At 58.0% G+C, this 18,952-nt stretch carries 16 protein-coding genes and 1 tRNA gene (1 of these 17 running past the window's edge); 9 read left to right on the top strand and 8 right to left on the bottom strand.

From position 1 onward, the window contains the following. Window positions 1–90 precede the first annotated feature (90 nt). The 4 genes from purH (at window position 91) to WE862_RS07590 (ending at window position 4,258) form a co-directional block, all read left to right on the top strand. Window positions 91–1,698, top strand: a complete 1,608-nt coding sequence (gene purH, locus WE862_RS07575) for a bifunctional phosphoribosylaminoimidazolecarboxamide formyltransferase/IMP cyclohydrolase (RefSeq protein ID WP_198493534.1) — start codon at window positions 91–93, stop codon at window positions 1,696–1,698. 109 nt (window positions 1,699–1,807) lie between these two features. Then, window positions 1,808–3,100 carry a phosphoribosylamine--glycine ligase gene (gene purD, locus WE862_RS07580; RefSeq protein ID WP_185227768.1) on the top strand — a complete coding sequence of 431 codons (1,293 nt, stop codon included), beginning with the start codon at window positions 1,808–1,810 and terminating at the stop codon, window positions 3,098–3,100. 248 nt (window positions 3,101–3,348) lie between these two features. Continuing rightward, on the top strand, window positions 3,349–3,723 hold the full coding sequence (locus WE862_RS07585) for a cytochrome b562 (protein WP_041209147.1): 375 nt from the start codon (window positions 3,349–3,351) through the stop codon (window positions 3,721–3,723). Then, a complete protein-coding gene (locus tag WE862_RS07590; protein ID WP_198493533.1) occupies window positions 3,704–4,258 on the top strand; it encodes a cytochrome b/b6 domain-containing protein in 555 nt (184 codons plus the stop codon). Before WE862_RS07585 ends, WE862_RS07590 begins: the two co-directional genes overlap by 20 nt. A gap of 163 nt (window positions 4,259–4,421) precedes the next feature. Here the strand turns inward: WE862_RS07590 and WE862_RS07595 are convergent. The 5 genes from WE862_RS07595 to rpsU all read right to left on the bottom strand — a co-directional run bounded on the left by WE862_RS07595 (window position 4,422) and on the right by rpsU (window position 9,312). Further along, window positions 4,422–4,498 (bottom strand) — tRNA-Ile (locus WE862_RS07595). A gap of 184 nt (window positions 4,499–4,682) precedes the next feature. Further along, complete coding sequence (gene rpoD / locus WE862_RS07600; protein WP_263975067.1) at window positions 4,683–6,578, bottom strand: RNA polymerase sigma factor RpoD; 1,896 nt, start codon at window positions 6,576–6,578, stop codon at window positions 4,683–4,685. Between the two features lie 183 nt (window positions 6,579–6,761). After that, a complete protein-coding gene (dnaG, locus tag WE862_RS07605; RefSeq protein ID WP_139395766.1) occupies window positions 6,762–8,549 on the bottom strand; it encodes a DNA primase in 1,788 nt (595 codons plus the stop codon). Window positions 8,550–8,637: 88 nt separating this feature from the next. Continuing rightward, window positions 8,638–9,081, bottom strand: coding sequence for a GatB/YqeY domain-containing protein (locus WE862_RS07610; protein WP_005341238.1), 444 nt, complete (start codon window positions 9,079–9,081; stop codon window positions 8,638–8,640). A gap of 15 nt (window positions 9,082–9,096) precedes the next feature. After that, window positions 9,097–9,312 (bottom strand): 30S ribosomal protein S21, encoded by a 216-nt coding sequence (gene rpsU, locus WE862_RS07615; RefSeq protein WP_005309452.1) that lies wholly within the window; start codon window positions 9,310–9,312, stop codon window positions 9,097–9,099. A 180-nt stretch (window positions 9,313–9,492) separates the two neighbouring features. On the opposite strand from rpsU, the gene tsaD reads away from it, so the two are divergent. Beyond that, a complete protein-coding gene (tsaD, locus tag WE862_RS07620) occupies window positions 9,493–10,506 on the top strand; it encodes a tRNA (adenosine(37)-N6)-threonylcarbamoyltransferase complex transferase subunit TsaD (RefSeq protein ID WP_033113942.1) in 1,014 nt (337 codons plus the stop codon). Between the two features lie 544 nt (window positions 10,507–11,050). Here the strand turns inward: tsaD and WE862_RS07625 are convergent. Both WE862_RS07625 and aspA read right to left on the bottom strand, forming a co-directional pair. Next, window positions 11,051–12,370 carry an anaerobic C4-dicarboxylate transporter gene (locus WE862_RS07625; protein WP_339058722.1) on the bottom strand — a complete coding sequence of 440 codons (1,320 nt, stop codon included), beginning with the start codon at window positions 12,368–12,370 and terminating at the stop codon, window positions 11,051–11,053. Window positions 12,371–12,499: 129 nt separating this feature from the next. Next, window positions 12,500–13,942 carry an aspartate ammonia-lyase gene (gene aspA, locus WE862_RS07630; protein ID WP_033113944.1) on the bottom strand — a complete coding sequence of 481 codons (1,443 nt, stop codon included), beginning with the start codon at window positions 13,940–13,942 and terminating at the stop codon, window positions 12,500–12,502. 443 nt (window positions 13,943–14,385) lie between these two features. On the opposite strand from aspA, the gene WE862_RS07635 reads away from it, so the two are divergent. Further along, window positions 14,386–14,850 carry an FxsA family protein gene (locus WE862_RS07635; protein ID WP_041209158.1) on the top strand — a complete coding sequence of 155 codons (465 nt, stop codon included), beginning with the start codon at window positions 14,386–14,388 and terminating at the stop codon, window positions 14,848–14,850. Between the two features lie 33 nt (window positions 14,851–14,883). On the opposite strand, the gene WE862_RS07640 is transcribed toward WE862_RS07635, so the two are convergent. Continuing rightward, complete coding sequence (locus tag WE862_RS07640) at window positions 14,884–16,218, bottom strand: MATE family efflux transporter (RefSeq protein ID WP_225628441.1); 1,335 nt, start codon at window positions 16,216–16,218, stop codon at window positions 14,884–14,886. 257 nt (window positions 16,219–16,475) lie between these two features. On the opposite strand from WE862_RS07640, the gene WE862_RS07645 reads away from it, so the two are divergent. The 3 genes from WE862_RS07645 to WE862_RS07655 all read left to right on the top strand — a co-directional run. Then, window positions 16,476–16,769 carry a co-chaperone GroES gene (locus tag WE862_RS07645; RefSeq protein ID WP_005309514.1) on the top strand — a complete coding sequence of 98 codons (294 nt, stop codon included), beginning with the start codon at window positions 16,476–16,478 and terminating at the stop codon, window positions 16,767–16,769. A gap of 45 nt (window positions 16,770–16,814) precedes the next feature. Then, the gene (gene groL, locus WE862_RS07650) at window positions 16,815–18,449 is read left to right on the top strand and encodes a chaperonin GroEL (RefSeq protein ID WP_005341224.1); all 1,635 of its coding nucleotides are present in this window, start codon (window positions 16,815–16,817) and stop codon (window positions 18,447–18,449) included. Window positions 18,450–18,553: 104 nt separating this feature from the next. Further along, window positions 18,554–18,952: the 5' portion of a molybdopterin-binding oxidoreductase gene (locus tag WE862_RS07655; protein ID WP_042029748.1), read on the top strand. It continues 105 nt past the right edge of the window; only the first 399 of its 504 coding nucleotides appear in the window; the start codon lies at window positions 18,554–18,556; its stop codon lies off the right edge, out of view.

Consider the following 18,952-nt stretch of genomic DNA (forward strand, 5'->3'; position numbering starts at 1 on the left):
AATCCCCCCACTTCCATTTATTTGGGGACTCTCTGTGTTGAGCCTCGCCTCCCATGGAACGGGCCCCGTTATGTTGAGGACGATAGTGTGATGGAACAAGCTCGACCCATTCGCCGTGCACTGCTGAGTGTGTCTGACAAAACCGGCATTCTGGAATTTGCCAAGGCACTCAACGAACGCGGCGTCGCCCTGCTCTCTACTGGCGGTACTGCCAAGTTGCTCGGCGAGGCGGGTCTGCCGGTGACCGAGGTCTCCGACTACACGGGTTTCCCTGAAATGATGGACGGTCGGGTCAAAACCCTGCATCCCAAGGTTCATGGCGGCATTCTCGGCCGTCGGGATCAGGATGACGCCATCATGGCCCAGCACGCTATCTCCCCCATCGACATGGTTGTCGTCAACCTCTATCCCTTTGCTGCTACCGTTGCCAAAGCGGGCTGCACTCTGGCCGATGCGGTCGAGAACATCGACATCGGCGGCCCGACGATGGTGCGTTCTGCCGCTAAAAACCACAAAGATGTCGCTATCGTAGTCAAAGCAGCCGATTACGATCGCGTTATTCGCGAAATGGATGCCAACGGTAACAGCCTGAAACTGGCCACCCGTTTCGATCTGGCCATCGCCGCCTTCGAGCACACTGCTGCCTACGACGGCATGATCGCCAACTACTTCGGCACTCTTGTTCCTAGTTATGGGGTGCCTTCCTACGGTGACAACAAGGAGGGTGACGAGGAGTCCCGCTTCCCGCGCACCTTCAACAGCCAGTTCATCAAGAAGCAGGACATGCGCTACGGCGAGAACAGCCATCAGGCCGCTGCTTTCTATGCCGAGGAGCATGCCGCACCGGGTTCCGTCTCCAGTGCTACCCAGCTGCAGGGCAAGGCGCTCTCCTACAACAACATCGCCGACACCGACGCGGCGCTGGAGTGCGTGAAGGAGTTCAGCGAGCCGGCCTGCGTCATCGTCAAACACGCCAACCCGTGTGGCGTGGCCATCGGTAACGACCTGCTGAGTGCCTACGATCGCGCCTACCAGACCGATCCCACCTCCGCCTTTGGCGGCATCATCGCCTTTAACCGCGAACTGGATGGCGCCACTGCGGCAGCCATCGTTGCCCGCCAGTTTGTCGAAGTGATCATCGCCCCGACCGTCAGCCAGGAGGCCCGCGACGCGGTCGCCGCCAAGCAGAACGTGCGTCTGCTGGAGTGCGGCCAGTGGACGGCTCCGGCGCAAGGGTTTGACCTCAAGCGCGTCAACGGCGGCCTGCTGGTGCAGGAGCGCGATCTCGGCATGGTGACTCTGGGCGACCTGACCGTGGTCAGCAAGCGTCAGCCGACCGAGGCTGAGCTGCAAGATCTGCTGTTCTGCTGGAAAGTGGCCAAGTTCGTCAAATCCAACGCCATCGTCTACGCCAAAGATGGCCAGACCATCGGTGTCGGCGCCGGCCAGATGAGCCGCGTTTATTCGGCCAAGATTGCCGGTATCAAGGCGGCCGACGAAGGGCTGACCGTGGCGGGCTCCGTCATGGCGTCCGATGCCTTCTTCCCGTTCCGCGACGGCATCGATGCTGCCGCTCAGGCCGGTATCTCCTGCGTGATCCAGCCGGGTGGCTCGATGCGCGATCAGGAGGTGATCGACGCCGCCGACGAGCACGGCATGTGCATGGTCTTTACCAACATGCGTCACTTCCGTCACTGATGGATCAGGGCCGCCACGGGCGGCCCTTTTGTTGTCTCTTTTCCACTGACTATTGCGACCGGCTTCCCTCTGGCGGAAGCCTGTGAACCACATAGAAGCGAGCGATACGATGAAAGTACTGATCATTGGTAATGGCGGCCGCGAACACGCCCTGGCTTGGAAAGCCAAGCAATCCCCTCTGGTGACCCGGGTCTTCGTCGCCCCCGGCAATGCCGGCACCGCTCACGAAGGGAGCATCGAGAACGTGGCCATCGCTGCTACCGATATCCCGGCTCTGCTGGCGTTTGCCAAGGAGCAGCGCATCGGTCTGACCATCGTTGGCCCGGAAGCGCCGCTGGTGAAAGGGGTGGTCGATGCCTTCCGTGCCGAGGGGCTGGCCATCTTCGGTCCGACCGCGGCTTCTGCCCAGCTGGAGGGCTCCAAGGCCTTTGCCAAGGATTTCCTGGCCCGTCACGCCATCCCGACTGCCGAGTACCAGAACTTCACCGAGGTGGAGCCAGCGCTGGCCTATCTGCGCGAGAAGGGAGCGCCCATCGTCATCAAGGCCGATGGTCTGGCCGCAGGCAAGGGGGTTATCGTGGCGATGACCCTGACCGAGGCCGAAGAGGCCGTGCGCGACATGCTCTCCGGCAATGCCTTTGGCGACGCTGGTGCCCGGGTGGTGATCGAGGAGTTCCTGGAAGGGGAAGAGGCGAGCTTCATCGTCATGGTCGATGGCGAGCATGTGCTGCCGATGGCGACCAGTCAGGATCACAAGCGGGTAGGGGATGGCGATACCGGCCTAAATACCGGCGGTATGGGCGCCTATTCGCCGGCGCCAGTGGTGACTGATGAAGTGCACCGCAAGGTGATGGAGCAGGTGATTATGCCGACCGTGCGCGGCATGGCGGCCGAGGGCAACGTCTACACCGGTTTCCTCTACGCTGGCCTGATGATCGACGGTCAGGGCAATCCCAAGGTGATCGAATTCAACTGCCGTTTCGGCGATCCCGAGACCCAGCCCATCATGCTGCGGATGCGCTCCGATCTGGTGGAACTCTGTCTGGCCGCCTGTGCCGGCAAGCTGGATCAGGTAGAAGCGAATTATGACCCCCGCGTGGCCATTGGTGTGGTGCTGGCAGCTGGCGGTTATCCCGGCGACTACCAGCAGGGCAAGGCCATCAGCGGTCTGCCGGTGGAAGAGGCGAGCGGCGAGAAGGTATTCCACGCGGGAACCCGCCTTGATGGCGATACCGTAGTGACCGCCGGTGGCCGGGTGCTGTGCGCCACCGCGCTGGGTCACACAGTGGCTGAAGCGCAGCAGCGTGCCTATCAGCTGGCTGCCCGTATCCAGTGGGATGGTGTCTTCTATCGCAATGACATCGGCTGGCGCGCCATCGAACGTGAACAGCAGGCTGGTTGATGGCCGATACCCGCAGTGACAAGCCCCGCCAATGGCGGGGTTTTTTTATGCCGGAAAGCGCCAGCTGGCCGATGCATTCATGTTGCAGTGGTTAACAATGGCGGCTCTCTTGTCACTATTTGCCACAAAAAACATCATTTTTCACAAACGCTTCACCATGAGTCATGGCATTATGCTGGTGATGAATTCCTGTTTGGATTCATAGGTGACCCTAATAATTTGAGCATGTTGTTATATAAGGAAATCCCATGTTGAAAACTGTTCGCCCCCTGCTGCTGCCCCTGATGTTTGGTCTGATCGCGTTGCCTGCCATGGCTGGCGATCTGGAGCAGCCGATGAAGAAGATTGGCTTCAACTACAAGCAGGCGGTCAAGGCTGATGATGCGGCTACCATGGAGAAGCACATCAACGAGATGAAGGCTCAGCTCGACATCGCCAAGCAGAAGAACATGCCTGCCGCCAAGAAGGAGAAGTTCCTCGAGGGCATGAATGAGGTTCAGACCGAGCTGGATGCCAGCCTGGCTGCACTCAAGGCCGGTGACGAAGCCAAGGCGCGCGAGCATCTGGCCAAGGTCAACGACCTGAAGAAGGAGTACCACAAATATGCCAAGCAAAAAGGGTGAGTCCTTTCGCTGGGATCCGCTGGTTCGCCTGACCCATTGGGGCTTGGCGGCAGTCTGCATCGGCAACCTCTGGGTTAACGAAGCGGGGGAGGAGTGGCACGAGTGGCTGGGTTACGGCGCCATTGGGCTGGTCTCCTTGCGTCTGCTCTGGGGGCTCACTTTTGCCCGTGGCTACGCTCGCCTTGGTGCCCTCATCCCCAGTGGTGAGGATTTTCGCCAGCAGGCGCGCGAGATGCGTGAGCGGCAGCCTCCGGCACCGGGTCATCACGGTAGCGGCAAGCTGGCCGTGTGGGCGCTCTGGCTGGTTGTGCTGGCCACCGCTGGCAGCGGCTGGTTTCAAAATACCGAGACGGGATTTGAACTGGGGGCTGACGAGTGGCATGAGTGGTGCGTGGTGGCGCTACAGGGGCTGATAGGTCTGCACCTGCTGGCCATCGTCTTCACCTCCTGGCGTCAGCGCAGCAATCTGGTTATCCGGATGTTGCCCGCAGGGCGTCGCTCGTCCATCCAGAGCGGCAGCAACGAGCAAACCTGAGGCTCAGCATTAGGCTCCTTGTCTCTGAGTGAGGCGCCTGATCCGACCCTGCCCAGACCCGCCCATGGCGGGTCTTTTCTATGACCTCATCGAGCTTATCACGGGACATTGCTCGATCCGCAGATGCAAAAAGGCCGCTCATGATGAGCGGCTTTTTTCAATTTGGTGGCCCCTGGGGGACTTGAACCCACGACCAATCGATTATGAGTCGACTGCTCTGACCAACTGAGCTAAGGGGCCAAATTGTGCGTTTAGCGGCGTGGATTATAGGGGAAGTGCCAAGGGCAGTCTATAGGCATATCAACCACTTGGCGACTAATTGTCCAGCTTGATAGAGGGCGCAAAGCGGGTCGCAAGGGCAAATGCCAGACAAAACAAAGCCCCGCATAGCGGGGCTTTGACAAGCTGGTTGGCACGACCCGGATTATTCGTCCAGGAAGCTGCGCAGCACTTCCGAACGGCTCGGGTGGCGCAGTTTGCGCAGTGCCTTGGCTTCGATCTGACGAATACGCTCACGGGTAACGTCGAACTGTTTGCCCACTTCCTCGAGGGTGTGGTCAGTGTTCATGTCGATACCGAAACGCATCCGCAGCACCTTGGCTTCGCGAGCAGTCAGGCCGGCCAGTACTTCGCGGGTAGCGTTGCGCAGGCTTTCGCTGGTTGCTGCATCGGCCGGCAGAGCCAGGGTGGTATCTTCGATGAAGTCGCCCAAGTGGGAATCTTCATCATCACCGATGGGCGTCTCCATGGAGATAGGCTCTTTGGCGATTTTCAGTACCTTGCGGATCTTGTCTTCCGGCATCCCCATGCGCATGGCCAGCTCTTCCGGGTTCGGTTCACGACCCATCTCCTGCAACATTTGACGGGAGATTCGGTTGAGCTTGTTGATGGTTTCGATCATGTGTACCGGGATACGGATGGTACGGGCCTGATCCGCGATGGAGCGGGTAATGGCCTGACGGATCCACCATGTTGCATAGGTCGAGAACTTGTAGCCACGACGGTATTCAAACTTGTCTACCGCCTTCATCAGACCGATGTTGCCTTCCTGGATCAGATCCAGGAACTGCAGACCGCGGTTGGTGTACTTCTTGGCGATGGAGATAACCAGACGCAAGTTGGCCTCAACCATCTCTTTCTTCGCACGGCGGGCCTTGGCCTCACCGATGCTCATGCGACGGTTGATATCCTTGATCTGGGCAATCGACAGTCCGGTCTCTTCTTCGATCTGCTGCAGTTTGCCGATGGCGCGCTGCACCTCTTCATCCATCTCCATCAGCCGGGGAGACCAGGCTTTGCCTGCCTGCTTCTGGTATTCAAACCAGGCAGTTTCGCACTCGTTGTTGGTGAAGGCCGCGACGAAGGTTTTCTTCGGCATCTTGGCCTGCTCAACGCAGAGTTTCATGATGATGCGTTCCTGCACGCGAACCCGCTCCATCATTTCGCGCATGTTGTTGACCAGGCGATCGAACTGCTTGGGCATCAGGCGGAATTGACGGAACACATCGGCCAGCTGGGCGATGGCGGCCTGGGTATCATCGTGCGCGCGGCCATTCTTCTGAATGGAGAGGCGGGTCACTTCATACTGGGCGCGCAGTTCGGCGAACTTCTCGCGAGCGACTTCCGGATCCGGACCACCGTCACCGTCATCGTCAGAGTTGTCGCCGTCTTCGTCTTCATCTTCGTCTTCATCTTCGTCTTCGTCAGCCAGGTCATCCTCGCTGAGTTCGGAACCGATGTGAGTGGCAGTCGGCGCCATATCTTCGGTATCGTTCGGATCGATAAAACCGGAGATGATGTCGGAGAGACGCAGCTGCTCGGCTTCGTACTTGTCATACTGTTCGAGCAGGTAAGTGATGGCTTCCGGGTACTCGGCTACGGAGCTTTGTACCTGGTTGATACCGTCTTCGATCCGCTTGGCGATGTCGATTTCGCCTTCGCGGGTCAGCAGTTCGACAGTACCCATTTCCCGCATGTACATGCGGACGGGATCGGTCGTGCGACCAATCTCGGATTCAACAGATGCCAGAGCCTGGGCCGCTGCTTCGGCAGCGTCCTCATCGGCGGTACCCCCTTCAGCCATGATCAAGTCATCGGCATCCGGAGCGTTTTCAACCACTTGAATGCCCATATCGTTGATCATCTGAATGATGTCTTCGATCTGGTCTGAATCGACAATATCTTGCGGGAGGTGATCGTTCACCTCGGCATAGGTCAGGTAGCCCTGTTCTTTACCTTTGGCAACGAGGAGTTTAAGCTGAGACTGCGGGGTTTGCTCCATAGAACTCATCCGGTTGGTGCTGCTAGGTTGCGCGTACAGTGCGCTGCTGCGCAAATAGCCAATTCTAATAGAAAACCGCCAGACATGCTATGTCTGGTTGCGGCGTCGGTCATGAGAAACCCCTGCCCGCAGTATTGTCGGGGCCAGGCGGTTATAAAATTTTTGCTTTTCATCCCGTCGATTCGGGCAACGCTATCCATATTGGGACTAATCACTCAAATATCAAGCCCCACTCTCATTTCTTTTCTCAATTTGCACCTCTCTGATCAGCATCATCAACTCTTGGGTTTCTTCGGAGCTTAGTCCTTCCTGAGCCACTTTGGCCTGCAATTCTTCGATCCGTTGTTTCAGAAACAGGTTGATGAAACCGACGAAGGTATCCTGCAACTCTCCCAGAATATCCGGCTCCTGATCGAGTTTGATCTCCTCGAACAGGTCGTGCATCGCCAGCTGGGCGAGGATTTCCCCCTCCTTGGTGCCGCGCCAGTGTTCCAGCAGGATGCCGGTAGTAATACCGGGCTGAGCCAGGATCTGCTGATGCAGCTGCAGCAGGAAGGTAATCCCCTGCAAGCGCAAACCCGCCAGCTCCGGCATTGCCGGTAGCTCTGCCGTCACGGCCGGGTATTGAACCATCAGCGCCAGTGCCCGGCGCAGCGGGGTCAGTTTGGCTGCCTTGGGCTTGTTGACCTCGGCCTTGGGCTGGCTGTTGCGGGCAAAGAGCTCGGCTATTCGCTGCTTGTTCTCACCCCAGCGCATCATGCTGGAGAGGCGGGTGATCAGCCCCTCGCGGGTGAACCCTTCCGGCACGCGGCGGATAAGTTCTGCGGCCTTGTTGGCCACTTCAAACTTGCCCGCTTCGCCGGAGAGCGCCGCGTCGCGACCAAGGCGCTCGAACATGAAGTCGGCGAAGGGTTGGGCTTCATCGAGCAGGGCTTCAAAGCCCTCCTTGCCGATCTGGCGTACCAGCGAGTCGGGATCCTCACCATCGGGCAGGAACACGAATTTGAGTTCACGGCCATCCTGCAGATGAGGGAGGGCGTTATCCAGCGCCCGCCACGCGGCTTCACGACCAGCGTTGTCGCCGTCGTAGCAGCAGACCACCTCAGCGGTTGTACGAAACAGGGTATGGATGTGATCACTGGTGGTCGCGGTACCCAGTGCCGCCACCGCATAGTCGATGTCGTACTGTCCGAGCGCCACCACATCCATGTAGCCCTCAACCACCAGGATCCGGCGCGGATCCTTGTGTGCCTGCTTGACCTCATAGAGGCCGAACAGCTCCCGTCCCTTATGGAAAATCGGGGTTTCCGGCGAGTTGAGGTATTTGGGGGTGCCATCGCCCAATACCCGGCCGCCGAAGCCGATGACCCGGCCGCGCTTGTCACGGATCGGGAACATGATGCGATCGCGGAAACGATCGTAGCTGCCCCCACCATTTTCACGAGTGATCAGCATGCCACCCGAGATAAGCAGCTGTTCGTGATCCCGGCTGGCGCCAAAGCGGCGACGCACCTGATCCCAATCGCTTGGGGCATAACCGATGTTGAAGCGCTTGACCACTTCACCGGTCAGCCCGCGTCCCTTGAGGTACTCCACCGCATGGGGAGCACTCTTGAGATTGCTCTCGTAGAAGCGGGCGATCTGGTTCATCAGCTCGAACAGATCCTTGCTGACGGCCGGTTGGCTATGGCCAGATCCGCCGCTGCTCTGCTCGCGGGGCACCTGCATGCCCTGCTGGCTGGCGAGCTCTTCGATGGCGTCGGGGAACTCGAGGCCGTCATACTCCATGACAAAGCCGATGGCGTTGCCGTGGGCGCCACAGCCGAAACAGTGATAGAACTGCTTCTCCTGGCTGACGGTAAAAGAGGGGCTTTTTTCGTTATGAAAAGGGCAGCAAGCCTGGTAGTTCTTACCGGCTTTTTTCAGCCGCACTCGCGAGTCGATCAGCTCGACTATGTCTGTGCGTGCGAGCAGATCGTCGATAAAGGATTGGGGGATCCTGCCTGCCATAACCGTCCTGTTTCACTGCGATAGAAAATAAAAAAGCCGCGCATTCACAAGGAAGCACGGCTTCTTCGACCAAACAAGAGTTTGCCTGTTACGCCAAGCGGGTTTTCACCTGAGCACTGACGGCGCCGACATCGGCACGACCCTGAATTTTTGGCTTCAAGACAGCCATGACTTTACCCATGTCAGCCATGACGGCAGCACCGCTCTCGGCGATGGCTTGCTCGATCAGGGCGGCAATTTCGTCTGCGGTCAGTTGTTGTGGCAGGAACTCCTGCAGCACAACGATCTCGGCGGACTCTTTGTCGGCGAGATCCTGGCGACCGGCAGCTTCAAATTGGCTGATGGAATCGCGGCGCTGTTTGACCATCTTGGTCACGACAGCGAGGATATCCTCATCATTGAGCTCGACACGGGTATCGACTTCACGCTGCTTGATTTCTGCCATCAACAACCGGATAGCGCCCAACCGCGGCTTGTCTTTGGCAAGCATGGCGAGCTTTTGCTGATCCTTGAGTTGATCCTTCAGAGACACGGCATGATCCCTTGATTAGTACAGGCGGATACGACGTGCGTTTTCGCGAGACAGCTTCTTGGCGTGACGCTTAACGGCAGACGCTTTGGCGCGCTTACGAATGGTAGTCGGCTTCTCGTAGAACTCACGGCTACGAACTTCGGACAGGATACCGGCTTTTTCGCAAGAACGCTTGAAGCGACGCAGAGCAACGTCAAACGGCTCATTTTCACGGACTTTGATTACTGGCATGTGCCTTTCACCTCAGTGATAAAATTGTTAGCTGACCTTCAATCGATCAGCATGACTTAAAATGGTGCGAAATTATACTCTGGACAGGGAATGAAAGTAAACCCGCAGAGATCGCTCTGGTTTAAAAAACCCGCGAAGGTTACCATAGCCGTCTCATTTTAGCAGTGAAAATTTTTAGCAATGCGTGTATTGGGCATAGAGACATCCTGTGACGAAACCGGGATCGCGATCTTCGACGATCAAAAAGGGATCCTTTCCCACCAGTTATATAGCCAGGTCAAGCTGCATGCGGACTACGGTGGCGTTGTCCCCGAGCTCGCCAGCCGGGATCACGTTCGCAAGACGATCCCGTTGATCCAGGCCGCATTGCGGGAGGCCGGGCTGGGCAAGGATGACATCGATGGCATCGCCTATACCGCGGGGCCGGGTCTGGTTGGCGCCATTCTGGTGGGGGCCACCATCGGCCGTTCACTGGCGATGGCGTGGAACAAGCCGGCTATCGCCGTCCACCATATGGAAGGTCACCTGCTGGCGCCCATGCTGGAAGAGAAGGCCCCCGAGTTCCCCTTCGTGGCGCTGCTGGTCTCCGGTGGCCACTCCATGCTGGTACGGGTTGATGGCATCGGCAGCTACCAGCTGCTGGGTGAATCCATCGACGATGCCGCCGGCGAGGCGTTCGACAAGACCGCCAAGCTGATGGGACTTGACTATCCGGGCGGCCCGCTGCTCTCCCGTCTGGCCGAGAAGGGCACCACCGGGCGTTTCCACTTCCCCCGTCCCATGACTGATCGCCCCGGGCTCGACATGAGCTTCTCCGGCCTCAAGACCTTTGCCGCCAACACCATTGCCGCCAACGGTGATGATGAGCAGACCCGCGCCGATATCGCTCGGGCGTTTGAAGATGCGGTGGTCGATACCCTGGCCATCAAGTGCCGTCGTGCCTTGAAAGAGACTGGCCTCAAGCGTCTGGTGGTGGCCGGTGGCGTCAGTGCCAACCGCCACCTGCGCGCTCAGCTGGCCGAGCTGATGGAGAGCCTCAAGGGCGAGGTGTTCTATCCGCGCACCGAATATTGCACCGATAACGGCGCCATGATCGCCTATGCCGGCATGCAGCGCCTGAAGGCGGGCGTGTTCGAGCCGCTGGCGGTCAAGGCCGTGCCGCGCTGGCCGCTGGATACCCTGGATCCGGTCTGATCCTGAGGATCCTCTCCCTGCCGGGCCAGTGATGTGACATGCCCCGGGCATGCTCTCTGTGAAGACGGGAGCCTGTCCGGGGCATTTTTATTGCTGCGCCACGGCTTGCCTGATTATTCCTTGTGGATCGGAAGAGGGCTCTGCAGCGTCGTAGTTATCCCCTCAAGCCTGCTTTTGGTATCCATGTCGCGCTATAAATTTAATTTATGGATTATGGAAAAATGACCTCATTTTTCCTTATGCCTTTGCCAGCCCTTGCCTGCGGCTCTGTTTTTGCCCTTTATCACCGCCAGCTCGCCATCGTCCGATCCTGATAGATGCCTGCGCCGACAGAGTGCTGCCAGAACGCGCCTGATAAAGAGGTGAGGAAAGGGAGGTGACGGTGCGGGGCTAAGCCAAGCACGGCCATCTGATGCGTTTGATAGGGGTTGATGCGAAATCCGGCGCCACGGTTTCGCTATCAGCTGCCAGCGTCAGCGCGAGGCGCAAAAAAATCCCCGCCAGCTGGCGGGGATTTTTGATTGGCTATCGACAGGCGATGCGATTAGAGCATGATGCCGCCGAAGAAGAAGCCCAGCGCCACGGCAATCGCGATGGTGGCGGTGCCGGGGATAAAGAAGGGGTGGTTGAACACGGCTTTGCCGATGCGGGTTGAGCCGGTGTCGTCCATCTCTACCGCGGCCAGCAGGGTCGGGTAGGTCGGCAGTACGAACAGGGCGCTCACGGCCGCGAAGGAGGCGATGGCGGTCAGCGGGCTGACACCCAGAGCCAGAGCGGCAGGCATCAGGGCCTTGGTGGTTGCACCCTGTGAGTAGAGCAGCATGGCGGCGAAGAAGAGCACCACGGCCAGCAGCCAGGAGTACTGGTTCAGCAGGTCGCCAGCGATCAGCTGGATGGTGTCCATGTTGCCTTTCACGAAGACGTTACCCAGCCAGGCCACACCCAGTACGCAGATACAGGCGGACATACCGGACTTGAAGGTCGGCATGTTGGTCACTTGAGTGGCGTCCAGTTTGCACACCAGAGTCATGATGGTGGCCGCGGCCAGCATGATGCCCATGATGGCGCCATCGCGGGGGATCGGCGGGTTGGTGATGAGGCCAACTTTACCGGAGATCGCGGTGGCATAGGCCATCACGGCCACGATGGCGGCGATGAAGATCCAGACGGATAGCTTGGCGTACGGCTTGATTTCCAGCTGGCTGGTGCCGCGCAGCTTGATCTGGCCCTTGGCTTTACGCTCCAGATAGACTTCGTCCTGCTCCAGCGGCTTGCCCATCATGTTGGCGATAAAGGCACCCAGGATACAGGCCAGGAAGGTGGAGGGGATGCAGATGGCCAGCAGGGTCAGGTAGTCAACACCGAACGGCTCGAGCATGCCGGAGAAGGCAACCACAGCGGCAGAGATCGGGGAGGCTGTGATGGCGATCTGGGAGGCAACAACCGCGATGGAGAGCGGGCGGGACGGGCGGATCCCCTGCTCTTTGGCCACTTCTGCGATAACCGGCAGGGTGGAGAAGGCGGTGTGACCGGTACCGGCCAGCATGGTCATCAGATAGGTGACGACCGGGGCGGCGAAGGTGATGTATTTGGGGTTCTTGCGCAGCGCTTTCTCTGCCAAGGAAACCAGATAGTCCATCCCGCCAGCCAGTTGCATACAGGCGATGGCGCAAATGACGGACGCAATGATCATGATCACATCCCAGGGGATGTAGGTGACCAGCTGGTCGCTCGGGATCTGCACCCCGAGGCCCCAGGTCAGGGCCAGAACCCCCAGACCACCGGCAAAGCCGATGCCGATGCTGCCTATCCGGGCGCCCAGATAGATAGCGGCGAGCACGACAAGTAACTCGATTCCAATCATAGCGATAACTCCATTTTTTAGTTTTTTGGTTTTTATTTGGCAAAAAGCCAATTCCCGATCGGGCTGGGGATAAAGACCAATCGGGAACTGACTTTAAATGGGCCGGGAAGATCCCGGCCCATGCGTCGCTTATACAGTGGTTTCGCGAGTGAAACGCTTGGCCTTGTATTGCGGGTTCATCAGGTTCTCGATGGAGAGGATCTCGTCCAGCTGCTCGGCGCTCAGCAGGCCGCGCTCCAGTACGACTTCGCGTACGTTCTTGCCGGTCTGGGCGCAGATCTTGCCAACGATGTCCCCTTCGTGGTGACCGATGAAGGGGTTCAGGTAGGTCACGATACCGATGGAGTTCAGCACGTGGTTCATGCAGATTTCCGGGTTGGCGGTGATACCTTCCACGCACTTCTCGCGCAGGGAGATACAGGCTTTTTCCATCAGGCTCAGGGATTCGAACATTGCCTGACCAATCACCGGCTCCATGACGTTCAGCTGCAGCTGACCGGCTTCGGCGGCGAAGGTGATGGTGATGTCGTTACCGAATACCTTGAAGCAGGACTGGTTGACCACTTCCGGGATAACCGGGTTGACCTTGGCCGGCATGATGGAGGAACCAGCCTGCATTTCCGGCAGGTTGATCTCTTTCAGGGCTGTGCGCGGGCCGGAGGAGAGCAGACGCAGGTCGTTACAGATCTTGGAGAGCTTCATGGCCAGACGCTTGATGGCGCCGTGCAGCATGACGTAGGCGCCGCAGTCAGAGGTCGCTTCGATCAGGTCTTCAGCCGGTACATAGGCACGACCGGTGATCTCGGCCAGACGCTTGATGGCCAGTGCAGAGTACTCGGGCGGAGTGTTCAGACCGGTACCGATGGCGGTAGCGCCCAGGTTCACTTCCAGCAGCAGCTCCTGGCAACGCTTGATGGATTTGATCTCTTCACGCAGGGTCACGGCGAAGGCGTGGAACTCCTGACCCAGGGTCATCGGCACGGCGTCCTGCAGCTGGGTACGGCCCATCTTCAGGATCTTCTTGAACTCGTTAGCCTTGACGTCGAAAGCGGCGATCAGCGCTTCCAGGGCATGCAGGGTCACGTCGGTGCTGTTCACAACAGCAACGCGGAAACCGGTGGGGTAGGCATCGTTGGTGGACTGGCACTTGTTGACGTGATCGTTCGGGTTGATGACGTCGTAACGACCTTTCTCCAGACCCATGATCTCCAGTGCGATGTTGGCCAGCACTTCGTTGGTGTTCATGTTGACGGAGGTACCGGCACCGCCCTGGTAAACGTCGACCGGGAACTGGTCGAAGCACTTGCCGGTGTTCAGCATCAGGTCGCAGGCTTCCACGATCTTGTCTGCAATTTCAGGACGGATGGTACCGAGCTCACCGTTGGCCAGCGCAGCGGCCTTCTTGGTCAGCACCATGCCACGTACGAATTCCGGAACGTCAGAAATCTTCTGAGAGCTGATCTTGAAGTTCTCGACAGCGCGCAGGGTGTGCACACCGTAGTAGAGATCATTGGAAACTTCTTTAGTGCCCAGCAAGTCTTCTTCAATGCGGACGTTCTTGATGTCGCTCATTGTAATGCCTCAGAAATCAGATAAATGGAAAAATCCTCACCGAGTGGTCGCGAGTTCCTTGCGCACAGCTCATCCTGAAGCACCACACACCGAGTGGGGCGATTGGGAGTGTGACCTCCCTAATAACTAATCAACATACTACTCCAATTGAGGTATCGGTTATTAGAGCTGGATCACTAATCTGGTGACATCTTCAAATTCCTTTGATGAATGTACACATATGTTGTACATGATTTATCACCCTGATTTTTATAAAAATTTGTAATTTTTTGCTGATTTTTTAGCGCCTGGTTGATGAGGGGGGCATTTGGGTGGCTTGAAAAGGGCGGGTTGGCCCCCATTTATTGGGGGTAGGAAGTGGTGACTCGCGCGTCTGAACATCGTGTGCAGCTCCCGGTTCGCGGGACCACTTTTTCTCACATTTGACTGGTTGTGGAGCTTATATGGGCAAGCTGTTTCTGCTGTTGGTGGGTCTGGTGGTACTGGAGCTCACCGTGATGATCGAGGTCGGTTCTGTGATTGGAGCGCTGCCGACCGTCGGCTTGCTCATCCTGACCGCTATTCTGGGCTCTTCTCTGGTGCGCAGTGAAGGGCTCAAGACCCTGTTCAGTGCCCAGCAGAAGATGCAGCAGGGCGAGATGCCGGGCCGCGAAGTGATGGGTGGCATGATGCTGGCGCTGGCCGGTCTGCTGCTGATCATTCCGGGTTTTGTCACTGACTTCTTCGGGATCCTGCTGCTGCAGCCTTGGCTGCGCAACAAACTGGCCGACAAGCTGATCGGCAGCAACCAGTTCCGGATGCAGATGGGTGGTTTCCAGCGTACTCAATCGCCGTTTGAGCAATCCCTCGACGATCATCCGAAACAGGGTGGCACCACCATCGAAGGCGAGTTTGAACGTAAAGAGTAATCGACGAGACGAAAACCCGAGGCGAGTGACCGATCAGGGCTTGCCCTGATGGCACAAGGCCTCGAAGCGGTGTCGGGCATACCACCATGCGAGGGTGCCCGCCGCCAGATTGGCCAGCAGTATCCCCAGATATATCCCCTGTTCTCCCCCCCATCTGGCGCCAAGCCAGGCTCCCGGCAGTAAAAAGCCAAACAGCCGCAAGCCGTTGAACAAGAAAGAGATGCTCGATGCCCGCACGCCATTGAGCGCCGAGGCCAGCAGCATCACCATCCCCTGAAAGCCATATCCGATCGGTACCAGATGCAGATAGAGGATGATGAGGCGAATGACCTGCGGATGATCGCTAAACAGATTGGCGATGAGTGGTGCCAGCAGCCAGGTGAGGCCATAGATGGCCAGCTGGAACAGCAGGGCAAAGCGCATGCTGCTCTGAAGTGCGGCCTTGGCCCGAGCCGGATTGCCGGCGCCACAGTTTTGCGAGATGAAGGGGGCCAGCACGGAGGCGAGCGCCATCATCACGATCAGCAGCAGTGCCTCAACCCGCGATGCGGCGCCGTAAGCTGCCACCACTTCTGTTCCCAGACCGGCAAAAATCGTCATCAATACCGCATTGGCCAACGGATTGAGCATGTTGGTAAAAGAGGCGGGGATGGCGACATGGAGCAGTGCCCGCCAGTGATAGAGCAGCCGGGAGCGCGGCGAGAGGCGCCACAGCAGTAACCCTTCCCGATGACGCAGGATGTAGAGGCTGACCAGCATGGCCATCAGCCATGAGATGGAGGTGGCGATGGCTGCCCCCCGGATCCCCCACTCGGGGAAGGGGCCGATGCCGAAGATAAGCAGCGGATCCAGCATGCCGTTGACCAGACCGGCCACCGTCATGACGAGGCTGGGTGTCTTGGTATCGCCGGTGGCGCGGATGGCGGAGTTGCCCACCATGGGCAGCACCAGCATGGGCACGGTGAGATACCAGATCAGCATGTAGTCGTGGATAAGGGAGATAAGTTCGGCACTGGCACCCAGCAGGGTAAATAGCGGTTTGATGGTGAGGGCGCCCCCTGCCGAGAGCAGGGTAACCAGGATCACCGCCAGAAACAGGCTATCGGTGGCGAGGTGGGCCGCCTCTTCATGCTTGCCCTGTCCCAATGCATGACCGATCACCGCCGAGAGGCCGGCCCCAAGTCCCATGGCGAGCGAGGTGACCACGAAGGTGACCGGAAAGGTAAAGCTGATGGCCGCCAGCGCTTCGGTGCCCAGCATGCCAATAAAGAAGGTATCGACCAGGTTGAAGGCCAGAATGGCGACGATGCCGAGGATCATGGGGCCCGTCATCTGGCGCAGTACGACAGGGATCGGTGCTGTCAGCATGGGATTGATGCGGGTCAAGGGATCGTCTCTACATCTTGCTCGAAGAGCTGGGCTGATAACTGGGCTGGCGCTGCCAGCGAGGTTCGCGAAGAGAACAGGGGCGAACAATCGAAGACGTTTATAGTACGTGAAAAAATTTTTTTTGTATTTGCCCTTGAAGGGTTAGCAACCTCACCCCACATCAGGGACATATCCGATTTGGCCTGGAACGGCCATTCCTCAAAGCAACAATGAGACTCATTTTGGGAGAGTTATCGATGAAAATTCGTCCACTGCACGACCGCGTCATCATCAAGCGCATCGAAGCTGAAGCCAAATCCGCTGGTGGTATCGTACTGACTGGTACTGCGGCTCAAAAGTCCACCCGTGGTGAAGTGCTTGCCGTGGGGACTGGTCGAATCCTGGATAATGGCGATGTCAAAGCGCTGGCCGTCAAGGTTGGCGACAAGGTTATCTTCAACGAAGGCTACGGCGTGAAAACCGAGAAGCTGGATGGTCAGGATGTGCTGATCCTGTCCGAGACCGACATTCTGGCGATTGTCGAAGAGTAATCCATCCCCACTTTTCTCCGAATTGATTGAAAGGATTGAACAAAAATGGCTGCTAAAGACGTTAAGTTTGGTAACGAAGCCCGCATCAAGATGCTGGAAGGTGTGAACATCCTGGCTGATGCCGTCAAGGTTACTCTGGGCCCGAAAGGCCGCAACGTGGTACTGGACAAGTCCTTCGGTGCCCCGACCATCACCAAAGATGGTGTGTCTGTTGCGCGCGAGATCGAGTTGGAAGACAAATTCCAGAACATGGGCGCCCAGATGGTCAAGGAAGTGGCTTCCAAAGCGAACGACGCTGCGGGTGACGGTACTACCACTGCAACCGTTCTGGCTCAGGCTATCGTCAACGAAGGTCTGAAAGCCGTTGCCGCCGGTATGAACCCGATGGATCTGAAGCGCGGTATCGACAAGGCTGTTGTGGCTGCCGTTGCCGAGCTGCAGGCGCTGTCCCAGCCGTGTGCCGACAGCAATGCCATCGCTCAGGTTGGCACCATCTCCGCCAACTCTGACGAGAAAGTGGGCAAGCTGATTGCCGAAGCCATGGACAAAGTGGGTCGCGATGGCGTCATCACCGTTGAAGATGGTCAGGGTCTGGAAGATGAGCTGGCTGTTGTTGAAGGTATGCAGTTCGACCGCGGCTACCTCTCTCCGTACTTCATCAACAAACAGGAAACCGGTTCTGTCGAGCTGGACGACCCGTTCATCCTGCTGGTTGACAAGAAGGTCTCCAACATCCGCGAAATGCTGCCGGTGCTGGAAGGTGTTGCCAAAGCTGGCAAACCGTTGCTGATCGTTGCCGAGGACGTAGAGGGCGAAGCCCTGGCGACTCTGGTGGTCAACACCATGCGTGGCATCGTGAAAGTAGCTGCCGTCAAGGCGCCGGGCTTCGGTGACCGTCGCAAGGCCATGCTGCAGGATATCGCCGTACTGACTGGCGGTACCGTCATCTCCGAAGAAGTTGGCATGGAGCTGGAAAAAGCGACTCTGGAAGATCTGGGTCGTGCCAAGCGCATCGTCATCACCAAAGAGAACACCACCATCATCGATGGCGTGGGTGATGCAGGCGTGATCGAAGGCCGTGTTGCCCAGATCCGTCAGCAGATCGAAGAGACTTCCTCCGACTACGACCGTGAGAAGCTGCAAGAGCGCGTAGCCAAGCTGGCTGGCGGCGTTGCCGTGATCAAAGTCGGTGCAGCTACCGAAGTCGAGATGAAAGAGAAGAAAGCTCGCGTAGAAGATGCTCTGCATGCTACCCGCGCTGCGGTTGAAGAGGGCGTGGTTGCCGGTGGTGGTGTTGCGCTGGTTCGCGTTGCTGCCAAACTGGCTGGTCTGCGCGGTGACAACGAAGACCAGAACGTCGGTATCAAGGTTGCCCTGCGCGCCATGGAAGCCCCGCTGCGTCAAATCGTCATCAACGCCGGTGAAGAAGCCTCCGTCATCGCCAACGCGGTGAAGAACGGTGAAGGCAACTTCGGTTACAACGCTTACACCGAGCAGTATGGCGACATGCTGACCATGGGTATCCTGGATCCGACCAAGGTAACCCGCTCTGCTCTGCAGTTCGCCTCTTCCATCGCCGGTCTGATGATCACCACCGAGTGCATGGTCACCGAGCTGCCGAAGAAAGATGCTCCGGCCATGCCTGATATGGGTGGCATGGGCGGCATGGGCATGATGTAATCATCATCCCGGCTCTGTTTGAGAAACGGCTCGCTTTGGCGGGCCGTTTTTTTTTATCCGGCTAAACTGAGAGTTGTTGATAAGGATGTTATTTGGAGGTGAGTATGAAAAAACTGGGTTTGATTTCTTTACTTTTTTCCTTGGCAAGCTTTTCCGTACTGGCATTGGGGACGCCTGCTGGGCCCGTGATTCTTAAGGTGACAGGCAATGTTAAAGCGACAGAAGCCGTAGATGGCGTTGCGCAGTTTGACCTTGCCATGTTGCAGGCACTGCCACAACACGAGATCGTGACCGGGAATCCCTGGGTTGATAAGCCCCACAAGTATCGTGGGCCCAGACTGGCTGATGTACTGGCGGCTGTGGGGGCTGATGATGGTAATTCCCTCACCCTGACTGCACTCAATAGCTACCAGATCCGTGTCAACTGGGACAAGGTCAAACGCTATGAGCCCATCCTTGCCTGGGAGGACGATGGTGTCGTCATGAAGGTGCGCGACAAGGGG

Origin of the sequence: Aeromonas jandaei (genome assembly GCF_037890695.1) — a bacterium.
Taxonomy (GTDB): domain Bacteria; phylum Pseudomonadota; class Gammaproteobacteria; order Enterobacterales; family Aeromonadaceae; genus Aeromonas; species Aeromonas jandaei.